Annotated in this window: 21 protein-coding genes and 1 riboswitch; of the genes, 13 read left to right on the top strand and 8 right to left on the bottom strand. The window is 68.2% G+C overall.

Annotated features, from left to right (window positions below; all coding sequences use genetic code 11):
* Positions 1 to 2: 2 nt before the first annotated feature.
* From J9315_RS13050 to J9315_RS13030, 5 genes are all read right to left on the bottom strand, one after another.
* Positions 3 to 851: an energy-coupling factor transporter transmembrane component T gene (locus J9315_RS13050; RefSeq protein ID WP_232623859.1), complete on the bottom strand. Its 849-nt coding sequence runs from the start codon at positions 849 to 851 to the stop codon at positions 3 to 5.
* Positions 835 to 2,337, bottom strand: a complete 1,503-nt coding sequence (locus J9315_RS13045) for an ABC transporter ATP-binding protein (protein WP_198500737.1) — start codon at positions 2,335 to 2,337, stop codon at positions 835 to 837. The genes J9315_RS13050 and J9315_RS13045 overlap by 17 nt, the downstream gene beginning before the upstream one ends.
* Positions 2,337 to 2,966 carry an ECF transporter S component gene (locus tag J9315_RS13040; RefSeq protein WP_198500738.1) on the bottom strand — a complete coding sequence of 210 codons (630 nt, stop codon included), beginning with the start codon at positions 2,964 to 2,966 and terminating at the stop codon, positions 2,337 to 2,339. Before J9315_RS13040 ends, J9315_RS13045 begins: the two co-directional genes overlap by 1 nt.
* Positions 2,967 to 2,991: 25 nt before the next feature.
* A riboswitch (TPP riboswitch) is annotated at positions 2,992 to 3,100 on the bottom strand.
* 72 nt (positions 3,101 to 3,172) lie between these two features.
* On the bottom strand, positions 3,173 to 4,135 hold the full coding sequence (locus J9315_RS13035; RefSeq protein ID WP_198500739.1) for a universal stress protein: 963 nt from the start codon (positions 4,133 to 4,135) through the stop codon (positions 3,173 to 3,175).
* 201 nt (positions 4,136 to 4,336) lie between these two features.
* The gene (locus J9315_RS13030; RefSeq protein WP_198500740.1) at positions 4,337 to 4,876 is read right to left on the bottom strand and encodes a DUF4916 domain-containing protein; all 540 of its coding nucleotides are present in this window, start codon (positions 4,874 to 4,876) and stop codon (positions 4,337 to 4,339) included.
* A 323-nt stretch (positions 4,877 to 5,199) separates the two neighbouring features.
* Between J9315_RS13030 and J9315_RS13025 the strand changes: the two genes are divergently transcribed.
* From J9315_RS13025 to J9315_RS13010, 4 genes are read left to right on the top strand one after another with little or no spacing between them, the layout of a single operon-like run.
* A complete protein-coding gene (locus J9315_RS13025; RefSeq protein WP_198500741.1) occupies positions 5,200 to 6,696 on the top strand; it encodes an MmgE/PrpD family protein in 1,497 nt (498 codons plus the stop codon).
* Positions 6,696 to 7,601, top strand: a complete 906-nt coding sequence (gene prpB, locus J9315_RS13020) for a methylisocitrate lyase (protein WP_198500742.1) — start codon at positions 6,696 to 6,698, stop codon at positions 7,599 to 7,601. Before J9315_RS13025 ends, prpB begins: the two co-directional genes overlap by 1 nt.
* On the top strand, positions 7,598 to 8,719 hold the full coding sequence (locus J9315_RS13015; protein WP_198500743.1) for a bifunctional 2-methylcitrate synthase/citrate synthase: 1,122 nt from the start codon (positions 7,598 to 7,600) through the stop codon (positions 8,717 to 8,719). The genes prpB and J9315_RS13015 overlap by 4 nt, the downstream gene beginning before the upstream one ends.
* A gap of 2 nt (positions 8,720 to 8,721) precedes the next feature.
* Entirely contained in the window at positions 8,722 to 9,510 is a 789-nt protein-coding gene (locus J9315_RS13010; RefSeq protein ID WP_198500744.1) for an enoyl-CoA hydratase/isomerase family protein, read from the top strand.
* Between the two features lie 46 nt (positions 9,511 to 9,556).
* Here J9315_RS13010 and J9315_RS13005 read toward each other — a convergent pair whose 3' ends face one another.
* Complete coding sequence (locus J9315_RS13005) at positions 9,557 to 10,255, bottom strand: hypothetical protein (RefSeq protein ID WP_198500745.1); 699 nt, start codon at positions 10,253 to 10,255, stop codon at positions 9,557 to 9,559.
* 157 nt (positions 10,256 to 10,412) lie between these two features.
* On the opposite strand from J9315_RS13005, the gene J9315_RS13000 reads away from it, so the two are divergent.
* From J9315_RS13000 to glpK, 5 genes are all read left to right on the top strand, one after another.
* Positions 10,413 to 11,174 carry a hypothetical protein gene (locus J9315_RS13000; RefSeq protein ID WP_198500746.1) on the top strand — a complete coding sequence of 254 codons (762 nt, stop codon included), beginning with the start codon at positions 10,413 to 10,415 and terminating at the stop codon, positions 11,172 to 11,174.
* A gap of 30 nt (positions 11,175 to 11,204) precedes the next feature.
* Positions 11,205 to 12,170, top strand: a complete 966-nt coding sequence (locus tag J9315_RS12995) for a Ppx/GppA phosphatase family protein (protein WP_198500747.1) — start codon at positions 11,205 to 11,207, stop codon at positions 12,168 to 12,170.
* Positions 12,171 to 12,327: 157 nt separating this feature from the next.
* The gene (locus J9315_RS12990; protein WP_198500904.1) at positions 12,328 to 14,052 is read left to right on the top strand and encodes a glycerol-3-phosphate dehydrogenase/oxidase; all 1,725 of its coding nucleotides are present in this window, start codon (positions 12,328 to 12,330) and stop codon (positions 14,050 to 14,052) included.
* Positions 14,053 to 14,100: 48 nt separating this feature from the next.
* Positions 14,101 to 14,823 carry an MIP/aquaporin family protein gene (locus J9315_RS12985; RefSeq protein WP_198500905.1) on the top strand — a complete coding sequence of 241 codons (723 nt, stop codon included), beginning with the start codon at positions 14,101 to 14,103 and terminating at the stop codon, positions 14,821 to 14,823.
* Between the two features lie 104 nt (positions 14,824 to 14,927).
* Positions 14,928 to 16,460, top strand: a complete 1,533-nt coding sequence (gene glpK / locus J9315_RS12980; protein ID WP_198500748.1) for a glycerol kinase GlpK — start codon at positions 14,928 to 14,930, stop codon at positions 16,458 to 16,460.
* Between the two features lie 93 nt (positions 16,461 to 16,553).
* Here glpK and J9315_RS12975 read toward each other — a convergent pair whose 3' ends face one another.
* Positions 16,554 to 17,087, bottom strand: coding sequence for a GNAT family N-acetyltransferase (locus tag J9315_RS12975; protein WP_198500749.1), 534 nt, complete (start codon positions 17,085 to 17,087; stop codon positions 16,554 to 16,556).
* 104 nt (positions 17,088 to 17,191) lie between these two features.
* Between J9315_RS12975 and J9315_RS12970 the strand changes: the two genes are divergently transcribed.
* Both J9315_RS12970 and proC read left to right on the top strand, forming a co-directional pair.
* Complete coding sequence (locus J9315_RS12970; protein WP_232623860.1) at positions 17,192 to 18,253, top strand: sugar phosphate isomerase/epimerase; 1,062 nt, start codon at positions 17,192 to 17,194, stop codon at positions 18,251 to 18,253.
* 102 nt (positions 18,254 to 18,355) lie between these two features.
* Positions 18,356 to 19,192, top strand: a complete 837-nt coding sequence (gene proC, locus J9315_RS12965) for a pyrroline-5-carboxylate reductase (RefSeq protein WP_198500750.1) — start codon at positions 18,356 to 18,358, stop codon at positions 19,190 to 19,192.
* Positions 19,193 to 19,198: 6 nt separating this feature from the next.
* Here the strand turns inward: proC and J9315_RS12960 are convergent, their stop codons facing one another.
* Positions 19,199 to 20,092, bottom strand: a complete 894-nt coding sequence (locus J9315_RS12960) for a LuxR C-terminal-related transcriptional regulator (RefSeq protein WP_198500751.1) — start codon at positions 20,090 to 20,092, stop codon at positions 19,199 to 19,201.
* Positions 20,093 to 20,203: 111 nt separating this feature from the next.
* Between J9315_RS12960 and J9315_RS12955 the strand changes: the two genes are divergently transcribed.
* Positions 20,204 to 20,545, top strand: a complete 342-nt coding sequence (locus J9315_RS12955) for a DUF485 domain-containing protein (protein WP_198500752.1) — start codon at positions 20,204 to 20,206, stop codon at positions 20,543 to 20,545.
* On the top strand, positions 20,542 to 22,158 hold the full coding sequence (locus J9315_RS12950; RefSeq protein WP_198500753.1) for a cation acetate symporter: 1,617 nt from the start codon (positions 20,542 to 20,544) through the stop codon (positions 22,156 to 22,158). The genes J9315_RS12955 and J9315_RS12950 overlap by 4 nt, the downstream gene beginning before the upstream one ends.
* Positions 22,159 to 22,184 lie beyond the last annotated feature (26 nt).

The raw sequence follows: 22,184 nt of genomic DNA, 5'->3' as shown, positions 1-22,184 counted from the left end.
CGTCAGCCCGGAATGATCGGGTTCCACGTTCCGAGCACCAGCGCCGAGGCGACCGCGACGACTGCGACGACGACGGCGAGGACGAGGACGACCGCATCAGCGGTGCCGAACCTCGAGCGCCTGCGCCACGTCCTGCCCGGCCGCCCGAACGCCCGCCCCTCCATCGCCATCGCCAGGGTCGTGCCACGGCGGATCGACTGGACGAGGAGGACGAAGATGCCTGCGAAGAGACTGCGGGTGCGCCGCAGCACCGACCCGCCGGCGAGTCCTCTGGCCCGTCTGGCCATCGACAGGGTCTGCCATTCGAGGACGAGGAGTCCGAGCAGGCGACTGGCCGCGAGGATCGAGATGACGACGGTCTCGGGCAGACGCAGATGCTGGACGAGGGCATCCGAGAGGTCCCTGGGATCGATCGTCGAGGCGAGGACGACGAGCGGGATCGCCAGTGCCAGGGCGCGCACGAAGATCGCCGCAGCCGACTCCAGCGACCCGGTCGTCATGAGGATCGGACCGACGTCGACGACGGTGGCGCCCGTCTTCTCGGCGAGGATCGCCGTGCCCCACGCGGCGAGGAGCGCGCCGACCGGCAGGAACCACAGCCGTCTGAGCGCCGCCTTGAGGTCGAGGCCGGTCAGCGGCAGGGCGAGGAGTGAGAAGCCGAGGATGATCCCCGCGGAGACGACGTCGATGCTCAGCAGAGCTCCGACCATGAGGATGAGCGCGACAGCGATCTTCGTCAGCGGGTTGCAGCGCACGAGCGCCGTGCGGCGCACCACCGGGATGAGCTGACCCGGATCCTCGACGGTGACGCGCTCACGAGTCAGGGTCGTCCGCTCACTCAACGCGCTCACCCCGCAGAGGCTGCGCCGACGTGCCGAGGGTGAAGCGGCGGGCTCCAATCGCGTCGAGGAAGTCGAGGTCGTGGCTGACGGCGATGACCGCGCTGCCGTGGTCGAGGACGTCGAGGAACAGTGCGACGAGTCCCGCCCACGTCAGCGCGTCCTGCCCGAACGTCGGCTCATCGACGATGAGGACCTGGGGGCGCGGAGCGATCATCGCCGCCACCGACAGGCGACGCTTCTCCCCGCCGGAGAGACCCTGCGGGTGGGCCTCGGCGATGTCGGACAGTCCCAGCGTCTCCAGCAGGTCGGTCACCCGAGCGTCGACCTCGGCCGCCGACCAGCCGGCCAGTCGCGGACCGAGGGCGAGCTCCTCGGCGACGCTGGGTTTGAGGAACTGATGCTCGGGTTCCTGGAAGACCATGCCGATGCGCGGGGCGAGGAACTTCGAGGGCCAGGTGTACGGCCGCGCCTCCTTCGCCCCGGCGGCAAGCGGCCCCGCTGCGCGCACCTCACCGGAGAACTCGGGGATGAGGCCGGCCAGGGTCAGCGCTGTCGTCGACTTCCCGGCCCCGTTGGCGCCGACGATGCCGAGCGCCTCACCCGCCCGCACCTCGAGGTCGAGATCGGTCGCTGCGGGCACGGCTGCCCGCGGCCGGGCGACGCCCAGGCGCTCGCCGACGAGCACGGGGGACCCGAGTCGGTCCTGCGCTCCAGTTCTGCCCGGCATCGTCCAGCGGTCGGGGGCGGTGCGGGACCCGGATTCGGGCAGCCAGATCCCGGTGGTCCTGAGCACCTCGGCGAGTGCGGGGTCACCGAAGACCTCGTCCGGGGTGCCGTGGGCGACGACGCCTGTGCGGCCGAGGACGATGACGGTGTCGACCTCGTCGCTCCACAGGCTCACCCGGTGCTCGACGACGATCATCGTCGCCGCAGTGGACTCCTGGACCGTGAGGACGGCATCGCGGACCGCCCTCGCCGAGGCGGGGTCGATGTTGGCCGTCGGCTCGTCGAGGACGATCACCTCGGGTGCCATCGCGTGGATCCCGGCGAGCGCGAGGCGCTGCTTCTGGCCCCCGGACAGCGCCGCCGTCGGGTGGGACTGGGGAAGGTCGAGGCCCATGGCGGCCAGGGAGGCGTCGATCCGCGCGTCGACCACCTCGGCGGGCAGACCGAGGTTCTCCATTCCGAACGCGACATCGTCACCGATGCGGGAGAAGATCACCTGCGAATCGGGGTCCTGGAGGACGAGCCCGGTGACGCCTCGGCGGGGGTCGGGTGGGGCGTCGCCGACGAGGAGATCACCGGCTGACTCCCCGGCCTCAGTGGGAAGGACCCCGGCGATCGCATGGAGGAGCGTCGACTTACCCGCCCCCGACGGCCCCAAGAGGAGAACCTTCTCACCTGGGGCGATGTCGAGGTCGACGGGGCCGACGGCGAGGCTGTCCCGATCGGCGTGCCGCCACGAGTATCCGTGGGCGCGGATCGGCAGGCCCATCAGCGCACGCGGCCGGAGGCGAAGGAGCTCAGCGCCCCGGTCTTCGCGATCGCGCGGTAGGCGTACCAGGCGCCGATGCCGGAGATGACGACGCCGGAGATCATCGCGCACACCGCGTAGGCGAGCTGGAAGTCGAACTGCCATTCGGCGTTGTAGAGGATGTTCTCGCTCACGGCCATGAAGGTCGCGGCGACGAGTCCGGACAGCGCGGTCACCCACAGGGTGAACTTCCGGTAGCCGAAGGCGGCGAAGACGAGTTCGGCGCCGAGGCCCTGGAGGAAGCCCGACAGCAGCACGGTCGCCCCGAAGTGGGAGCCGAGGACGCCTTCGACGGCGGCGGCGAGGAGTTCGCACAGCAGCGCGGCTCCGGGTTTGCGGATGATCGCCCCGGCGAGCGGACCGGCGAGCACCCAGAGGCCGGCGATGAGGCCGATCGAGGGCGGGAAGGCCTGGAAGGCGAGCTCGATGCCCTTCCAGCTGGCGGCGAGCACCCAGAAGATCAGGCCCACGGCGATGCCGAGGACCGCGGTGACGACGTAGTCGACGACCCGCCACTTCTTCGTCGGCGGGGCCTGGGTGAATGCCGGTGCCGTCGTCGAGCGGGAACCGGGCGTGGTCGTGTTCGGCATAGCGCCTCCTCGTGTCTCAAGGAGGGGTAGAAGAGTCTCGACTTCCTTCGGCGGTGCTAGCCGCATCAGGTTCGAGGGTCTGCAGCGTCATCTGCACTCTCAGCGCCCTTGGCGGCGCTCCCCTGTCGTGTGCGCTCCACTGTACAACACCTGACGATCCCCGGCACCGCACGTCCGCGGGGCCGGGGATCTGGTGCGAACGGGACTCAGGCCGGAACGACCATGACCGGACCCTCGGCATGGTGGAGGACCCCGCGGGAGACCGATCCGAGCAGCGCGGACTTCACGGCCCCGCGGCCCCGGGTGCCGAGGACGGTGAGCTGCGCGGTCTTCGTCGCCGCGGACAGCAGCGCGGTGGCATCGCCGATGAGCGCCGAGGTGGACACCTGGAGCCCGGGGAACTGACTGCGCAGCTCTTCGGCGTCCTTGTCGAGTTCGGCTTCGATCTGCTGCTGCCGGCGGTCGGCGACGTCACCGCCGAGTTCGAGCTCCGGGTACCAGTAGAGCCATTCCTCCCCGGCCGGCAGCACCGTGACGATCTCGAGGTCGGCGTTGCGCGAAGCGGCCGCCTCGGCGGCGGTGAACATCGCGATCCGCGCGCCCTCGGACCCGTCGACGGCGACGACTACCGGGCCGGTCGTGTCCCCGCGGTGCGCCGAATGGCGGGGGACGACGATCGTCGGGCAGTGGGCGTGCGGCGGCAGCGCGGTCGAGACCGACCCGAGCATGCGGCCCATGAAGCCGCCGCGTCCACGCGCCCCGACGATGATGACATCGGCGTTGGCGCTGAGGTTGACGAGCACACCGGCGGCGTCACCGGATTCGACGGCGTACGTCACCGGTCCGGGATGATCGGCGAGGAGTTCGGCCGCCTCGGCGAGGGTCTTCTCCGCTGCCCGCATCGCGGCTTCGTCCTCGGGTTCGGACGGGATCGAGGCCATGTTCGGGTAGATCATCAGGGGCATCGTGAAGGCCGTGACGACGGTGAGGGGAACGTCTCGGTGCAGCGCCTCGGCGGCACCGTAGCGCAGGGCAAGGGCTGCGAGCTCGGATCCGTCGAAGCCGACGAGGACGCCGAGGTTGTCGGTGAGTCCGGAATCGGAGGCGCGGGTGTCGGTCGGGCGGGCCTCGGCCGGGTTCGCGGCGGACGAGCGGGAGTCAGCAGTCATGGCAGTCCTTCCATCGGGGCCTGACCAACCCTGACGGGGACGACGGCCCCGAAAACCGTGTGCCGTCCTCGTCGCCCTCAGTGTACCCAAGTGTTTTCTACAACGTGTAGAAGACCGCGAGGCGGACGGATTCCTCTCGCGTGCGGCGCGTGCCCACGGCCTCGGCGCGTGCTCACGGCCTGCGCCAGGGGGAGGGGTGCGTCAGACGGCGAAGCCGAGGTAGCTCAGGGCTGAGCGGATGATGTGCTCCTGGCCGTGGGAGAGCTCGGCGACGATGTCGGAGCGCAGCGCCTCGGTGGGGGTGAGCCAGTCGAGGCTGAGCGCATCGGCGCGCGGGGTGCATTCGCCGCGGACCTCCATGACGAAGCACATCGAGATCGCGTGCTGGCGCGGGTCGTGGAGGAGCGAGGTGCCCTCGGTGGGGAAGTACTCGGCGATGTGGAACGGGGCGATGGCCGGCGGGACGACGGGCAGCGCCATCGGGCCGAGGTCGTTCTCGGCATGCCGGAGCAGGGCCTGGCGGATGCTCTCGTGGTAGCGGATGCGTCCGCCGACGACCTCGCGGCCCAGGGTGCCGTCGTCGAGGCGGCGCAGCAGGAGGCCGATCTGCTCGACGTCCCCGGCCTCGCCGACGCGGACCGGAATGGCATTGACATAGGGGATGGGGAGACGGCGGCGAAGCTGGGCGAACTCGTTGTCGTCGAACCAGTTCTCGTCGAAGTCGAGGGCAGTGCGGGTCATATCCCGATTGTGTCACAGTTCACCTGCCCGGGCGGCGGTCGCGGGCCTGCTCGGTCAGCGGTCGCGGGCCGGCTCGGGCAGGGGCGTCACCACGGCTTCCAGCGTCCCGGCACGGCCCGCCCACCTCGGCGTTCGTCTGCCCGCCCACCCGGGGTGGTGTCGGGCGTCACCGCTCGGGTAAAGTATCTTGATGTCAAGATAAAACTCTGGCCGGGCCCGCGGACGCAGCAGTGACGTGGCCTACAGTTGAGACAACCATTCCCCAGGCCTGCAGCGGTCGCGACATGGCCAGCGGCGGTCAAGGACGATTGAAGGGATTGCCCATGATTGATCATGAAGTCCGTACCCACAAGAGCTCAGAGAACCTGGCTCGTGAAGACCAGCTCGCCTGGAAGATCGCAGAAGTCGCCTCCGACACCACCCCGGTTGATGCCGATGTCACTGAGATGGTCATCAACCGCGTCATCGACAACGCCGCCGTCGCGGCCGCCTCGGTCAACCGGTCGGCGCCCACCCACGCCCGCGAACAGGCGCAGGCGCATCCGTTCAGCCCCGGCGCCACGATCTTCGGTCTGCCGCTGGGCGACCGCTTCTCCCCGGAATGGGCGGCCTGGGCCAACGGCGTGGCCGTGCGCGAACTCGACTTCCACGACACCTTCCTCGCCGCCGAGTACTCCCACCCCGGTGACAACATCCCGCCGGTCCTCGCTGTCGCCCAGCACATGGGCATCGCCGGTCCCGACCTCATCAACGGCATCGCCACCGGATACGAGATCCAGGTCGACCTCGTCAAGGGCATGAGCCTGCACCAGCACAAGATCGACCACGTCGCCCACCTCGGGCCCTCGGCCGCCGCCGGCATCGGCGCGATGCTCCACCTGCCCACCGAGGTGACCTTCCAGGCGATTCAGCAGGCCCTGCATGTGACGACGGCGACCCGCCAGTCGCGCAAGGGCGAGATCTCCTCGTGGAAGGCCCACGCTCCGGCGTTCGCGGGCAAGATGGCCGTCGAAGCCGTCGACCGCGCGATGCGCGGCGAGGGTGCCCCCAACCCCATCTACGAAGGCGAGGACGGCTTCATCGCCTGGATCCTCTCCGGCCCCGAGGCCCGCTACACGATCCCGCTGCCGGCCAAGGGCGAGGCCAAGCGCGCGATCCTCGACACGTACACGAAGGAGCACTCCGCCGAATACCAGGCGCAGGCGCTCATCGACCTCGCGCGCAAGCTCGGCGGGGAGATCGAGGATCTCACGAAGATCAAGCGGATCGTCATCCACACCTCCCACCACACCCACAACGTCATCGGCACCGGCGCCAACGATCCGCAGAAGATGGATCCGCAGGCCAGCCGTGAGACCCTCGACCACTCGATCATGTACATCTTCGCCGTCGCGCTCGAGGACCGCGGCTGGCACCACGAGGACTCCTACACCCCCGAGCGCGCCGCGCGCCCGGAGACGGTCAAGCTCTGGCACAAGATCGAGACGACCGAGGACCCCGAGTGGACCCGCCGCTACCACTCGACCGATCCGAACGAGAAGGCCTTCGGCGGTCGCGTGGAGATCGAGTTCGAGGACGGCTCGACGCTGACCGACGAGATCGCCGTCGCCGACGCCCACCCGCTCGGCGCTCGCCCGTTCGTCCGCGAGAACTACGTCGAGAAGTTCCGCACCCTGTCCGAGGGCATCCTCACCGACTCCGAGCAGACCCGCTTCCTCGACCTCGCCGAGAACCTCGAGAGCCTCGACGCCGCCGGCGTCGGCCAGCTCAGCTTCACCGTCGAGGGCCTCACCCACAGCGGTTCGAAGGGGATCTTCTGATGCTCGGCGCGACCGCGACCCCGGCCGAGCGCCGGAAGCAGTTCCGCGACCTCCTCGCCGGCAGCGAGATCGTCCAGTTCCCCGGCGCGATCAACCCGCTCAACGCGCAGATCATCGAGCAGACCGGGTTCGAGGGCGTCTACATCTCCGGAGGCGCGTTCTCCGCGGCCATGGGACTGCCCGACATCGGACTGACCACCCTCACCGAGGTGGCCGATCACGGCCGGGCGATCGCGCGGGTGACGAACCTGCCGACGTTCATCGACGCCGACACCGGGTGGGGCGAGGCGATGAACGTCGCCCGCACCGTCCAGGAGTTCGAGGATGCCGGTCTCTCCGGCATGCACCTCGAGGATCAGGTCAACCCGAAGCGGTGCGGCCACCTCGACGGCAAGGAGGTCGTGACGACGGCCGAGATGAACCAGCGCATCGCCGCCGCCGTCCGGGGCCGCCGGGACGAGAACTTCGTCATCTGCGCCCGCACCGACTCCCGCGCCGGTGAGGGTCTCGACCGGGCGATCGACCGGGCGAAAGCCTACGCCGACGCCGGGGCCGACATGATCTTCCCCGAGGCCATGCGGGACCTCAGCGAATTCGAGCGCTTCGTCGCGAGCGTCGACGTGCCGATCCTGGCGAACATGACGGAGTTCGGCAAGAGCGAGCTCTTCACGACCCAGCAGCTCGCCGACGTCGGGGTGAAGATGGTGATCTACCCGGTCACGACCCTGCGTCTGGCCATGGGTGCGATCACGGCGGGGCTGCAGACGATTCGGGACGAGGGGACTCAGGTCAGCCTCGTCGACCGGATGCAGACCCGCGCGGACCTCTACGACACCATCGACTACGCCGCGTACAACGAATTCGACTCGGCCGTATTCAACTTCTCACAGGAGGGTCACCAGTGACCGAAGAAATCAAGAAGGGACTCGCCGGCGTCGTCGTCGACACCACCGCGGTCTCGAAGGTAGTCCAGGAAACGAACTCGCTCACCTACCGGGGCTACCCGGTGCAGGAGCTGGCGGCCAAGCGCAATTTCGAGGACGTCGCCTACCTCATCTGGAACGGCGAACTGCCCACCGAGGAGCAGCTGGCGGAGTTCAAGGCCCGCGAGCACGCCCAGCGTGAGATCTCGCCCGAGCTCGTCGACATCATCCTCGGCCTGCCCAAGGACGCCCACCCGATGCACGTCGTCCAGACCGCGGTCGCCTACCTCGGCGCCGTCGACCCGGATGCGGACACGGAAGGGGAGGAGGCCAACCTCGAAAAGGCGGAGCGCCTCTACGCGCAGCTGCCGACGATCGTCGCGATCGACCACCGGCGCCGGCACGGCCTCGACCCGGTCGCCCCGACCACCGACCTCGACTACGCCGCGAACTTCTTCAAGATGGTCTTCGACGAGGTGCCCGCCGAGGAGGTCGTGCGCAGCTTCGACATCTCGATGATCCTCTACGCCGAGCACTCGTTCAACGCCTCGACGTTCACCGCCCGCGTCATCACCTCGACGACCTCCGACCTCTACTCCGCGGTCGCCGGAGCCATCGGGGCGCTCAAGGGGCCGCTGCACGGCGGGGCGAACGAAGCGGTCATGGCGATGCTCGAAGAGGTCGGCACCGCCGACCGGGCGTCGGCGTGGATCGACGATGCGCTGGCGCGCAAGGCGAAGATCATGGGCTTCGGCCACCGCGTCTACAAGAACGGCGACTCGCGCGTGCCGACGATGCGCAAGGCGTTCGAGGACATGGCGGCGGTCAAGGGCGCGAACGATCTGCTCGACCTCTACAACACCTTCGAAGAGGACTTCGTCTCCCGCAAGGGCATCTACCCCAACCTCGACTACCCCTCGGGGCCGGCGTACCACCTCATGGGCTTCGACACCGATCAGTTCACGCCGATCTTCGTCATGTCCCGCATCACCGGGTGGACGGCGCACATCCTCGAGCAGCAGGCGAACAACGCCCTCATCCGTCCGCTGAGCGCGTACGACGGCGAGCCGCAGCGCGAAGTCCCCGACGCCAGGGGCTGAGCATGAGCGCGGACGAGCCCTATCGTCCGACCGCACTCGAGGGTTTCGACTTCACCGTCAGCGGTGGGGTCGGAACCCTCGTTCTCACTCGGACGGACAAGCGCAATGCGCTCTCGCGCGCGATGTGGCGCGCGCTGCCGGAGATCATTGCAGGCGTCGACGCCGATGATTCGATCGGCGCGCTCATCATCACCGGTGCCGGTGGTCACTTCTCCGCGGGCTCCGACATCGCCGACCTCGACGTGCCCATCGCCGATTTCTGGCAGCTCAATTCCGCCGCCGAGGCGGCCGTGGCGGGCTCCCGGACCGTGACGATCGCGGCGATCGAAGGCAACTGCGTGGGCGGGGGCACGGAGATCGCCGCGGCCTGCGACATCCGCATCGCCGCCCCCGGGTCGAAGTACGGGGTGACCGCGGCCAAGCTCGGTCTCGTCTACCCGCCCGGACCCACCGAGAGCCTCGCCCGGGTCCTCGGGGACGCGTGGGCCAGGTACCTGCTGCTCACCGCCTCGATCGTCGACTTCGACCAGATGCACCGGCTCGGGTTCTTCCATGAGGTCGCCGAGGCGCCGCTGCGTGCCGCGCAGGCGCTGGGGGAGCGGGTCGCCGGTCTCTCCCGGCTCAGCCAGCTCGGGGCGAAGTCCGTCCTCGGCGGCACGCTCTCCGACGACGTCGCGCCGCCTCGGTGGCTCGATGAGGCGTACCGGGCGGAGATCGCGCGCGGACAGGAGGCGTTCTTCGCCAAACGCGCCCCCGAGTTCGGGTTCGGCGCCGGCGACTGGCAGGACTGAGGACGCGGGCGCTGCGAGGGGCCAGCACAGGCTGATCCGCGGGCCGTCAATTCCTTTCATGGTTCCACCAGAGAATCGCTTTACCTGGCCCGGAGTTCAACCAGCTGTCAGTGAGTCTGCTCGCCCAATCTCCCGGTGATTTGACAGTGAAGGCTACCTGACTACCGTGCGCTGCGGACAGCGTGCTGTCGATTCCGGTGATCTCCCGGCATGAGGCGATCCAGCCTCCAACGGAGATGACCAGTGGGATCGTCGCACCTGCCAGTGCTGCCTGCTCTACGATCTGCCGATTACGCAGCGTAACCGGCCAGAACATCCGAGTAGCGTTGTCTTGTGCGGCGCGTTTTGCGGGGTCGGTCGAACGATCGAAGAGGCGGTCGAATCCATACCAACTGCGTTCGACGGAGTCTTGGCGTCGAGGAGCGGCTTGGCGAAGCACAACGGTCGGTAGGGCGGGAAACTCCGGGGCAGTCACTTGCAATAAGTCATGCTTGTCGAGCCGTGGTGCGCGCGAAAGTTCATCGATATCTGATCGCAGGTAGTACGTGGTTCCACTGGAAGTGGTGAACGACCGGCCGAGCAAGTGTGCGCCGGACATCATCTGCATTTGCGCCAGCGGACGCCTGAGCAGTTCCGCCGCCTCGCGAATTGAACAGATGCGTAGAGGCTCGTCTTCATCCGAGTGAAGCAATACCGCGCTGAGATCGTGGCTCTCGAATGGCAAATCGTGTGCCGAAGTGGGCATGTTCGACTTTCCTTCCGGGCTCCCTGAAGTCTGGGTCCATCAGTTCATAACCTATAGCTTCAACATGTCTGGTCAAATTGACTAGACATAGTTTCCCTATCTTGCGAGACTGTTCAGCAGATGCGGGTTGAGTCACCTTGAAGGAAGAGGAACTGGGATGAGCACGTATCTGTATATCTACGAGAGTTCGGATAGGCGCGAGGTCTATATCGGCATCGCCGACAGCATGCGTCGTGTCTGGGAGCCGCATAACGAGAACGCGCAGGCGTTGCGTGGTCGAGCAGGCTCGCGCATTCTGCAGACAGTCGAGCCGTTTTCGACCCGGGAGGATGCTCGTAAGGCGGAAGCCATAGCCATCTACATCGCCGCTCGCGCTGGGCAAACTGTGCGCCACTCAGACGAGACGGACGGTCGGTCAGGAGTGATTGGCATCGAGGTGCAAGACAACGGTCTCTCCTACACGAACCGCGCGGGCACTAAGTCAACGACTGTGCTCGGCCCGGCGATCTATTACAGGCCGGGGGAAACCGTTGACTACGAAGACTTGACGAATACCGCCATCGTTCGAATTGCCGCAGACTCGATTGACGATCGGCCATCGCCATTCGGTGGACTGGGAGGGGCCCAGTTTGCCGATCGTGCGCGAAAATGGTGGCCGCTCGGCGCGGCCAGTCGCGAGCACCGTCCAGTCCGGAGGCTCTTGGCAGTGCTGAAAGGTGAACAGACGGTTCTTGGTCACTGGCGACTGGCAGCCCCTTGGTTCACAGAGGAGGAACGAGGGTGGAGCTTCGTACTCGAAGATGCCGGAGATGATGACGTCGACGGTCTCAAAGGGAGGAAATTGACGTTTGACGAGCCTTACAAGTTCCAGCTTGTAGGGTTCTCGCCAGATCTGCGACCGGATCCCGCACACGACTGAGGCGAGCGATCCGCGGGATACACTGAGCGAATGCGCCTCGCAGTCCTCGATATCGGTTCCAACAGCGTCCACCTCCTCGTCGTCGACGCTCATGTCGGGGCACCCCCGCTGCCGGCGACCTCGCACAAGGAGGTCCTCCGGCTCGCCGAGTACCTCCGGCCCGACGGGTCGATCGACGACGCCGGTCAGCAGCGGCTGCGGGACTTCGTCGCCGAGGCGGTCGAGATCGCCGAGGACCAGGGCGCCGAGCAGATCCTCGCGTTCGCCACCTCGGCGGTCCGCGACGCCCCCAACGGGGAGGCGCTCATCGACTCGATCAGCGCGCAGCTCGGGGTCACGCTCAACGTCATGTCCGGCAGGGACGAGGCGCGCGTGACGTTCCTCGCCGCCCGCCGCTGGTTCGGCTGGTCGGCCGGCAAGATCCTCCTCCTCGACATCGGCGGCGGTTCGCTCGAGATCGCGGCGGGCCAGGACGAGTACCCGCAGGCGGCCGTGTCCGTGCCGCTGGGCGCCGGACGCACGTACGCCGACTTCATCCCCGACCCGATCCCGACGGCCGAGGAGATCCACCGGCTGCGGAAGTACGCGCGCTCCCAGATCGGCCGGATCGCCGGAGACATCAACCGCGTCGGCACGCCCGACCACGTCGTCGGGTCCTCGAAGACGTTCCGCTCGCTCGCCCGGATCGCCGGCGCCGCCCCGAGCGGCGACGGGATCTACGTGCCCCGCAAGCTCTTCCGCCGCGACCTGCCCGGCATCATCGACACCCTGTCCAGCCGCACCCCCGAGCAGCGGGCGACACTGCCCGGCGTCTCGGAGGCCCGTGCCGGTCAGGTGCTCGCCGGAGCCATCGTCGCCGAGGCGGCCTTCACGATCTTCGACGTCTCCGTCATGAGCATCTCCCCGTGGGCGCTGCGCGAGGGCATCATCATGCGCAAACTCGACTTGCTGGATTCCGCCGAGGCCACCTCGGCGATGCGCGCAGCCGCGGATTAGGTCACGGTTCGACACCGCTTTCGACAATGGCCGGAATCACCCTCGCAGCGGTTCACATTTGTCTCCGCCGCCTGCTAGCTTGAGATTACCGGCCGGTCACCTCTCGGCCGTATCTCGAACGGGGCCTCTCGCCCCGAGCTCTGGAGGCATGACGGCAATGCGAAACGGCGAGCTATCCCCCTCGTTCCGTGAAGAGTCCCTGTCCGCGATGGCGGCCACGACGCCCGAGGATCCGCTCGACGTCTTCGTCGTCGGCGGCGGGGTCACCGGGGCCGGCGCCGCCTTCGACGCGGCCACCCGCGGACTCAAGGTCGGCGTCGTCGACGCCCATGACTGGGCCTCGGGCACGTCGTCCCGCTCGTCGAAGCTCATGCACGGCGGTCTGCGCTACCTCGAGATGCTCGACTTCAAACTCGTCGCCGAGGCGCTCAAGGAACGCGACCTGCTGCTCACGCACACCGCACCCCACCTCGTCGAACCCGTCGCCTTCGTCTTCCCGTTCGAACACCGCCTCATCGACCGGGCCTTCATCGGCTCCGGCGTCCTCCTCTACGACACGATGGCGACCCGGCCCGGCCGCAAGCGCGCCGTGCCCATGCACCGCCACCTGGGCAAGAAGACGCTGAGCGCGCACTTCCCGGGACTCGCCGACGACGCCGCGGTGGGCGCGCTCGAATACTACGACGCGAAGGTCGACGACGCCCGCTTCGTCATGACCCTCGTGCGCTCGGCGGCGAGCTTCGGGGCCGCGGCGGCCAACCACGTCTCCGTCATCGACTACCTCCACGACGGCGACCGCGTCATCGGCGTGCGCGCCCGCGACGGCATCTCCGGCCGCGAGTTCGACGTCTACGCCCGCCGCACCATCCTCGCCGGGGGAGTGTGGACCGAACAGCAGCAGGACCTCGCGAAGGCCGACGCCGGGCTCAAGGTGCTCGCCTCGAAGGGCGTGCACATCACCGTCGACCAGGACAAGATCAAGGCCGACCCGGACACCGGCATCATCTCGAAGACGGAGAAGTCCGTCCTCTTCGTCATCCCCTGGGATGGCTACTGGGTCATCGGCACCACCGACACCCCGTGGAAGGAGGACGTCGCGGCCCCCGTGGCGACCTCCGACGACATCGACTATCTCCTCGAGCACGCGAACGCGATCCTCGAGAACAAGCTCACCCGCGACGACGTCATCGGCGTGTACTCGGGTCTGCGCCCGCTCCTGCAGCCGGTGCAGAAGGACGGCGAGGCCTCGACGAAGGTCTCCCGCGAGCACACCGTCATGGAGGTCGAGCCCGGGCTGTCGGCGATCGCCGGCGGCAAATTCACGACCTACCGGGTGATGGCCGAGGACGTCGTCGACTTCGCCCTCGGCGAGGACGCGAAGGACCGGACGTCCCTGACGGAGTCCGTGCCGCTCATCGGCGCCCAGGGCGTCGGCGCGGTGCGCCGCGGCCAGGCGAGCATCGCCGAGCGCTACGGCTGGGACGAGACCCGGGTCAAGCGGCTCATCCGCCGCTACGGCACCCTGCTCGAAGACCTCCTCGACCTCATCGACGACAACCCCGAACTCGGGCAGCCGCTGCCGGGAGCCGACCGCTACCTCGGCGTCGAAGCCCACTACGCCGCCAGCTGCGAAGGCGTCGTCCACCTCGACGACGTCCTCGAACGTCGGATGCGGCTCAACTACGAGGTCCGCGACCGGGGGCGGGCCGCCGCCGCACCGGTGGCCGAGATCGTCGCTGAGGTCCTCGGCTGGGACGCCGAGCGCGTCGCCTCAGAGATCGCCGCCTTCAACGCCCACGTCGACGCCCAGGTCGCCGCCGAGTCGACGCACGACGACGCCGCGGCCGCAGCCCTGGTCGAAGCCAGCTGGGGGACCCGCTAGCCCGTTCCATCCCCATCTCAACAAAGGAGTTCACACACAATGGGACAGATAGGCACAATCCTCCTCCATGAGACGGCGGGCACGGCAATGCTGCTGCTGCTCGGCGTCGGCGTCGTCGCGAACGCCATCCTCGCGAAGACGAAGGGCAACGGCGGCGGCTGGCTGATGATCTCGTTCGGCTGGGGCCTCGCGGTTTTCGCCGGCGTCTACGTCGCCTACAAATCCGGCGCGCACCTCAACCCGGCAGTGACGCTGGGCATCCTCGCCAGCGGCGCCGACCAGTACGCCCCGGGCATCGACATCACGGTCGGCACGACGTTCGCCTACCTCATCGCGCAGCTCGTCGGCGCCACCATCGGTGCGATCCTCGCGTGGCTCGTCTACAAGAAGCACTACGACGCAGAGGGCGAACCGGGCAACATCCTCGGCACCTTCTCCACCGGCCCCGAGGTCCGCAGCTACGGCTGGAACGTCGTCGCCGAGGTGATCGGCACCTTCGTCCTCGTCTTCATCATCCTCCTCTTCGGCGGCACGCCGAGCGGACTGGGACCCCTGGCCGTGGCCCTCGTCGTCGTCGTCATCGGCGCCTCCCTCGGCGGCCCCACCGGCTACGCGATCAACCCGGCCCGCGACCTCGGACCGCGCATCGCGCACACGATCCTGCCGATCCCGAACAAGGGCAGCTCCGACTGGGGCTACGCGTGGGTGCCGATCGTCGGCCCCATCCTCGGCGGTGTCATCGCGGGCCTCGTCTCGCAGGCATTCATCTGAAGCCGTGCCCAACCGCGCCAGGCCGTGACATGCTAGAGGGCAACTGGTGCACCCACCCACTCAAGAGCGGTGCCCACCGGCACTGATCGGACACAGGAGTCTCCATGAGCCAGGACAAGTACATCCTCGCGATCGACCAGGGAACCACCTCGTCCCGGGCGATCGTCTTCAACCACGACGGGCAGATCGTCTCGAGCGGCCAGCTCGAGCACGAGCAGATCTTCCCCCGCGCCGGCTGGGTCGAGCACGACCCGAAAGAGATCATCCGCAACACCACCGAGGCGATCGGCCAGGCGCTCTCGCGGGCCAACATCAACCGCCACCAGCTCGAAGGCGTCGGCATCACCAACCAGCGCGAGACGACCCTGGTGTGGAACAAGAACACCGGCGAGCCCGTCTACAACGCGATCGTCTGGCAGGACACGCGCACCCAGAAGATCGCCGACGAACTCGGCGGCGAGGAGGGCGCCGACAAGTACAAGGACCGCGTGGGCCTGCCGCTGGCGACGTACTTCGCGGGACCGAAGGCGAAGTGGATCCTCGACAACGTCGAGGGTGCCCGGGAGGCCGCCGAAGCCGGTGACCTCCTCTTCGGCACGATGGACACGTGGGTGCTGTGGAACCTCACCGGCGGAGTCAACGGCGGCGTCCACGTCACCGACGTCACGAACGCCTCGCGGACGATGCTGATGAACATCGACACCCTCGACTGGAACGAGGAGATCGCCGCGGACATGGGCATTCCGATGTCGATGCTGCCGGAGATCAAGTCGTGCTCGGAGATCTACGGCTACGGCGCGAAGAACACGCTGCTCATCGACACCCCGATCTGCGGCATCCTCGGCGACCAGCAGGCGGCGACGTTCGGGCAGGCCTGCTTCGAGAAGGGGCAGGCGAAGAACACGTACGGCACCGGCAACTTCATGCTCATCAACACCGGCACCGAGCCGGTGGCGAGCAAGAACGGCCTGCTCACGACCGTGGCCTACAAGATCGGCGAGGACGACGCCGTCTACGCCCTCGAGGGCTCGGTGGCCGTGACCGGCTCGCTCGTTCAGTGGATCCGCGACAACCTCGGACTCATCAAGGACGCCCCCGAGGTCGAGGTGCTCGCCAAGCAGGTCGAGGACAACGGCGGCTGCTACATCGTGCCCGCGTTCTCCGGCCTCTTCGCCCCGCACTGGGAATCCGACGCCCGCGGCGTCATCGTCGGCCTCACCCGGTACGTCAACAAGAACCACATCGCCCGGGCCGCGCTCGAATCGGTGGCGTTCCAGTCCCGTGAGGTCCTCGACGCGATGAACCTCGACTCCGGTGTCGAGCTCACCGAGCTCAAGGTCGACGGCGGCATGGTCGCGAACGAGACGCTCATGCAGTTCCAGGCCGACCTCCTGGGCGTGCCCGTCATCCGTCCCGAGGTCATCGAGACCACGGCACTGGGCGCCGCGTACGCCGCGGGCATCGCCGTGAAGTTCTGGAACGGCGAAGAGGACGTGAAGAAGAACTGGCACGAGGACAAGCGCTGGGTGCCGGAGATGGACGACGAGACCGTCGCCCGCGTCTACCGTCTGTGGAACAAGGCCGTCGACAAGTCGAAGGGCTGGGTCGACGAGGACGTCGAGGAGCTCTACGGCTGATAGCCGCGCCGTCTGAGCCGCTATCCGGGCGCTCAGTCACCCCGCTGCGGGTGGCTGGGCGCCCTTCGCATTGCCGCGCCGAGGCGGTCGGGCTCAGAGCTCGGCGATGAAGACCCGTTCGGGGAGCGGGGGAGCGCCGTACGTGTGGGTGACATCCGTGCGCTGCCACCCGTGCTTGGCGTAGAAGCGCATGGCCCGCTCGTTGCCCTCGGCGACCATGAGGTAGGCGCGGACGAAGCCGTCGGCCCGCAGCTCGTCCTCGAGCCGTTGGAAGAGCACCGAGGCGACCCCGGTGCCGAAGGCGGCCGGGTCGAGATTGATGTGGGCGAGCTGGCCGAGACGGTCGGTGGTCGGGAGGCGATCGAGCACCTCGGCGGGGTCCCGGGGCGCACTGACGCCGCCGAACCCGAGGACCCGACCCGCAGCCTCGACGACGAAGTTCCGGACGCGGTTGTCGGGCGTGCTCAGCGCCTGCACCCAGTTCGCCGCGAAGTCGGCCGGATCGAGCCCGGCGAGGAACTCCGCCGACATGATCCCGGGGTAGGCGGCGCGCCACGCGGCGACGTGGATCTCGCCGAGGCGGGGCGCATCGTCGAGATGCGCCGGGCGCACGATCGGTTCGCTCATGCGCTCACCCTAGCCGAGCGGCGCGACGCGGACGGGGAGGGGCGCAACCGACTGTGAGGGAAACCGGAGCCGCAGGCGCGGCGATGAGGACTAGACTGACGAGAGTGAGCAAGGCGAAGAAGACGAAGCCGGGACGAAAGGTCCTCACCGCGAAGAACTCTGCGCGGTCGAACTCTCGGCGGCACCGGGAGTACTTCGCGACGAACGCGGTCTACGACCACGACACCCACCATGTCTCCGACCATCCCATCCGGGTGGGCCTCTCGTCGTCCTCGGTCTCCCCGATGACCGTCGAGGAGACGTTCACGCAGGCCGCCGCGATCGGCTACGACGGCGTCGAGATCATGGTCACCCACAATGCCGAGACCCGCGACGTCGACCTCATCAACGGCCTCGCCGCCGACACCGGCCTCGAGGTGATGTCGCTCCACGCGCCCACCCTGCTCTTCCTGCCGCGCGTGCTCCACAAGGACCATTGGGAGAAGCTGCGGATCACGGCGAACCTCGCCCGTGAGGTCGGCGCGACCACCGTCGTCCTCCACCCGCCCTTCCGCTGGCAGGGCGCCTACGCCCGCGGCTTCGTCGACGGCGTCCGCAAGGTCACCGAGGAGACCGGTGTCGTCCTCGCCGTGGAGAACATGTACCCGTGGCGGGCCGGGGTCAGGGAGATCCTCGTCTACTACCCCGACTGGAACCCGCTCGACGAGGACTACGACGCTCTGACCTTCGACTTCTCCCATGCCTCGACGGCGGGTATGAACGCTCGCGACACCGTCGCCGAGATCTTCCCCCGCCTGCGCCACGTCCACCTCACCGACGGATCCGGATCGCTCAAGGACGAGCACCTCGTGCCCGGCGCCGGAACGATGCCCGTGGCCGAGACGCTCCAGTACCTCGCGAAGCACAACTGGTCCGGCGATGTCGTCCTCGAGGTCAACACGCGATTCGTCGCGAAGAAGTCGACGCGGGAGCAGATGCTCGCCGATTCGCTCGCCTTCGCCCGGCAGCACCTCGGCCTCAACGGCGCGAACGGAAAGAACCCGGCGAGCCCGATCGGACCGGAGCGCACCGGCTCGGGGTCGGACTCAGCCCCCGCAACCGGGACCGGACGCCGTGACGGCGGGGCCGCCTCGGCGCGGGACAACGTCCGTGAAGACGCCCGCTGACACAGCCCGCTGACCCTGCGGTTCTCCCTGCCGGGACCGTGCCCGGTACGATACTCAGCGGCACGAATGCCCGCACCAGCACCGCACGAAAGGCAGGTCCTCATGACCACGATCGCATCCATCGGCACGGGAAACATGGGCACGGCGCTCATCACGGGGATCCTCACCGCGGACCCGAGCATCGAGGTGCGGGCGACGACGCAGTCGGCCGCCTCGGCGCAGACGCTCGCTGCGGCCCTGCCGGACGCCGTGGTCACCTCCGTCGAGGAGAACCCCGAGGCCAATCGGGAGGCGGTCGCCGGCGCGGACTTCGTCTTCCTCGGCGTCAAGCCGTGGATGATGGCCGAGACCCTGCGAGAGCTCGCCCCCGCCCTGTCCCCGGACTCGGTGCTCGTGTCGATGGCCGCGGGCGTGGCCGCCGCCGACCTTAAGAAGCTGGCACCCGGCAGTCCGATCGTGCGGATCATGCCGAACACCCCGAGCTCGATCGGGTACGGCGTCATCGCGCTCGCCCCTGCCCCCGGCGTCGACCCGACGGCCACGGCCACCCTGCGCACGCTGCTGTCCGGAGCCGGCCTCGTCGTGCCGCTGGCAGAAGCGGAGATCCCCGCGATGACCGGGATCTCCGGGTCCGGCGTCGCGTACTTCTTCCTCCTCGCCGAGGCGATGATCGAGGCCGGAGTCACGCTCGGTCTCACCGCGGAGACGGCGGCGAAGATGGTCGTCGCCACCGCCGACGGCGCCGGCCGGCTGCTCGCGGACAACCCGGACCCCGCCGTCCTGCGTCAGGCCGTGAGCAGCAAGGGCGGGACGACGCTGGCGGCGCTCAACACATTCATCGACGCCGGGATCTTCGACATCACCGAGGCGGCCGTGACCGCCGCCGCGGACCGGTCGCTGGAGATGGAGCGGGAGAACGCCGCCGCGATCGACGGCTGAGACCCTTTACGGCAGCGCGCCCGCCGAGCGGGCGATCGACACCGCCTCGTGCCTGCTGCGGGCCGAGAGCTTGACCATCGCCGTGTTGAGATAGGACTTCACGGTCGACTCCCGCAGTCCGAGCGCCTCGGCGATCCGCGCATTCGACCACCCGAGCGCGACGTGGGAGAGGATGTCGGTCTCCCGCGGGGCGAGCGTCACCGCGGGGGCCGGCGTCGGCGCGGACTCCGGACTGTGGCCGGAGAGGATGTCGGCGAGCCTGGCCTCGATCGTCGTCAGCCGCTCCCGCGTCACCTCGTCGGAGACGTCCGAGCGGAGCGCCCGCAGCTCGGCGAACGTATGGCGCAGAGCCTCCCGGCTCGAGGCGTCGAGGTCGGCATACGGCGCCGGCGCGGGAGCCGCCGGGACGGCCGGTTCGGCACGCAGCGCCCCGTGGCCGATGCGCCCGAGGTCGACGGACAGCTGGCGCACCCGACGCACGAGGTCACCGGTCTGCGGGGCCGCCTCGGTGAAGGCCTTCCGGTGTCCGCAGTAGACCATGCCCGTCACCTCGCCGCCGAGCAGGGTCGGCACCGCGATGAGGACCTGGATGCCCTCGCCGAGGATGACCTCGTCGTAATGGTGGGTGATGAACGGATCGATCTCGTAGTCGCGGGTCAGCTGGGGTGTGCCCTCGGTCAGGGCACGTCCGCCGAGGCCCCGACCGGTGCTGACGATGAGCGAGGCGAGACCGTTCTCGCCCGCCCCGGCGACCGCTTCGACGGTGACGGCACCCTCCTCGACGAGCCCGCCGAACACGACGTCGCCGGTGCCGTTCGCGTGGAGGGAGTCGACCGCCTCGGCGAAGAGACGGCGGGATTCGGATCTGCGCGCCCGAGCTTCCTTGGCCATGACGTTCATGGGAATACGCTACCAACTTTCGGTGGTATTACCCAGGACCGAGCGGACGATAGGTTGACAATGTGTGATTCAGACCACTGACGCTCGAACCACATCTGAAATGGAGAAACGATGTCCGATCCGACGCCGACTCGGGTGGATTTCCTCGCTGAAGAGGACAATCCCGAATTCAAGGCCCTCAAGCGCAAACGATTCTCAGTGGTGATCCCGCTGTCGATCGCCTTCCTCGCGTGGTATTTCCTCTACGTCATCCTCAGCACGTACGCGCACGACTTCATGTCGACGAAGGTGATCGGGGAGATCAACATCGGACTCGTGCTCGGGCTTCTGCAGTTCGTCACGACCTTCGCGATCACGATGTTCTACGTCTCGTTCGCCAACAACAAGCTCGACCCACCGGCCGCTGCCATCCGTGAGCGCCTCGAGCAGGAATCGGAAGGAGCGAAACGATGATCGAGTTCCTCGCCCAAGCGACCACCGAGGTGGAGAACAACCCCGTCCTCAACATCACGATCTTCGCCGCGTTCGTCGCGGTCACGCTCTTCATCGTGCTGCGGGCCAGCCGCAACAACAAGACCGCCTCGGACTACTACGCCGGCGGCCGGTCCTTCAGCGGGCCGCAGAACGGCTTCGCGATCTCCGGCGACTACCTCTCGGCGGCGTCGTTCCTCGGCATCTGCGGGGCGATCGCCGTCAACGGCTACGACGGGTTCCTCTACTCGATCGGCTTCCTCGTCGCGTGGCTCGTCGCCCTCCTCCTCGTCGCCGAGCTGATGCGCAACACCGGCAAGTTCACGATGGCCGATGTGCTCTCGTTCCGTCTCAAACAGCGTCCGGTGCGGATGGCCGCGGCGATCTCGACGCTCGCCGTGTGCTTCTTCTACCTGCTCGCGCAGATGGCCGGCGCCGGCGGACTCGTCTCCCTGCTCATGGGCATCGACGGGAAGCTCGGGCAGTCGCTCGTCATCGCCGTCGTCGGGGCGCTGATGATCCTCTACGTCCTCGTCGGCGGCATGAAGGGCACGACGTGGGTGCAGATCGTCAAGGCGGTCCTCCTCATCGCCGGTGCCGGAGCGATGACGATCTGGGTGCTCGCACTCAACGGGTTCAACCTCTCGACGCTGCTGTCGAACGCCGTCGACAATGCCGCGGCCGGCGTGGGAGAGGGGATCCTCAATCCCGGGCTGCAGTACGGGGCGAACCCGCTCGACTTCATCTCGCTCGCACTCGCCCTCGTCCTCGGCACCGCGGGTCTGCCGCACGTGCTCATGCGCTTCTACACCGTGCCCACCGCGCGGGAGGCTCGGAGGTCCGTGGTCTGGGCGATCTGGCTCATCGGCGCATTCTACCTCTTCACGCTCGTCCTCGGCTACGGGGCGGCGGCGATCGTCGGCGCCGATGCGATCCAGAACGCGCCGGGCGGCGTGAACTCGGCTGCGCCGCTGCTCGCCCTGCAGCTCGGTGGGCCGCTGCTCATGGGCTTCATCTCCGCGGTGGCGTTCGCGACGATCCTCGCCGTCGTCGCCGGTCTCGCGATCACTGCAGCGGCTTCGTTCGCCCATGACATCTACGCGAGCGTCATCAAGAAGGGCAAGGTCGAAGACCCCGACGCCGAGGTGAAGATCGCCCGCCGCACCGTCGTCGTCATCGGCGCGGTCGCCATCCTCGGCGGCATCGGGGTGCAGGGTCAGAACATCGCGTTCCTCGTCGCCCTCGCGTTCGCCGTGGCCGCGAGCGCGAACCTGCCGACGATCATCTATTCGCTGTTCTGGCGTCGGTTCACCACCCGCGGTGCCGTGTGGTCGATCTACGGCGGGCTCGGTTCGGCGATCATCCTCATCGCGTTCTCACCCGTTGTCTCCGGGTCCGAGACCGCGATGATCCCGGGCGCCGACTTCGCGATCTTCCCCCTGTCGAACCCCGGCATCATCTCGATCCCGCTCGGGTTCATCCTCGGATGGCTCGGCTCGATCACCGACAAGACGGTGGAGAGTCCGGAGCTGGCAGCGGAGATGGACGTCCGCGCCCACACCGGATTCGGCGCCGAGGCGGCCGTCGAGCACTGACGGTCCGTCCGCTGGGCACGCGCTCA

Origin of the sequence: Brevibacterium sp. W7.2 (assembly GCF_018137945.1) — a bacterium.
GTDB lineage: Bacteria > Actinomycetota > Actinomycetes > Actinomycetales > Brevibacteriaceae > Brevibacterium > Brevibacterium sanguinis.
Note: the sequence above shows the minus strand (reverse complement) of the source record. Positions and strands in the feature narration are given on the sequence as shown.

Coding starts and splice junctions, on each gene's coding strand:
- prpB (WP_198500742.1), top strand. CDS start 6,696: ATGCTCGGCGCGACCGCGACCCCGGCCGAGCGCCGGAAGCAGTTCCGC.
- proC (WP_198500750.1), top strand. CDS start 18,356: ATGACCACGATCGCATCCATCGGCACGGGAAACATGGGCACGGCGCTC.
- J9315_RS13010 (WP_198500744.1), top strand. CDS start 8,722: ATGAGCGCGGACGAGCCCTATCGTCCGACCGCACTCGAGGGTTTCGAC.
- J9315_RS12995 (WP_198500747.1), top strand. CDS start 11,205: ATGCGCCTCGCAGTCCTCGATATCGGTTCCAACAGCGTCCACCTCCTC.
- J9315_RS13005 (WP_198500745.1), bottom strand. CDS start 10,255: ATGCCCACTTCGGCACACGATTTGCCATTCGAGAGCCACGATCTCAGC.
- J9315_RS13025 (WP_198500741.1), top strand. CDS start 5,200: ATGATTGATCATGAAGTCCGTACCCACAAGAGCTCAGAGAACCTGGCT.
- J9315_RS13045 (WP_198500737.1), bottom strand. CDS start 2,337: ATGGGCCTGCCGATCCGCGCCCACGGATACTCGTGGCGGCACGCCGAT.
- J9315_RS13040 (WP_198500738.1), bottom strand. CDS start 2,966: ATGCCGAACACGACCACGCCCGGTTCCCGCTCGACGACGGCACCGGCA.
- J9315_RS12955 (WP_198500752.1), top strand. CDS start 20,204: ATGTCCGATCCGACGCCGACTCGGGTGGATTTCCTCGCTGAAGAGGAC.
- J9315_RS13000 (WP_198500746.1), top strand. CDS start 10,413: ATGAGCACGTATCTGTATATCTACGAGAGTTCGGATAGGCGCGAGGTC.
- J9315_RS13030 (WP_198500740.1), bottom strand. CDS start 4,876: ATGACCCGCACTGCCCTCGACTTCGACGAGAACTGGTTCGACGACAAC.
- J9315_RS12990 (WP_198500904.1), top strand. CDS start 12,328: ATGCGAAACGGCGAGCTATCCCCCTCGTTCCGTGAAGAGTCCCTGTCC.
- J9315_RS12960 (WP_198500751.1), bottom strand. CDS start 20,092: ATGAACGTCATGGCCAAGGAAGCTCGGGCGCGCAGATCCGAATCCCGC.
- glpK (WP_198500748.1), top strand. CDS start 14,928: ATGAGCCAGGACAAGTACATCCTCGCGATCGACCAGGGAACCACCTCG.
- J9315_RS13035 (WP_198500739.1), bottom strand. CDS start 4,135: ATGACTGCTGACTCCCGCTCGTCCGCCGCGAACCCGGCCGAGGCCCGC.
- J9315_RS12975 (WP_198500749.1), bottom strand. CDS start 17,087: ATGAGCGAACCGATCGTGCGCCCGGCGCATCTCGACGATGCGCCCCGC.
- J9315_RS12950 (WP_198500753.1), top strand. CDS start 20,542: ATGATCGAGTTCCTCGCCCAAGCGACCACCGAGGTGGAGAACAACCCC.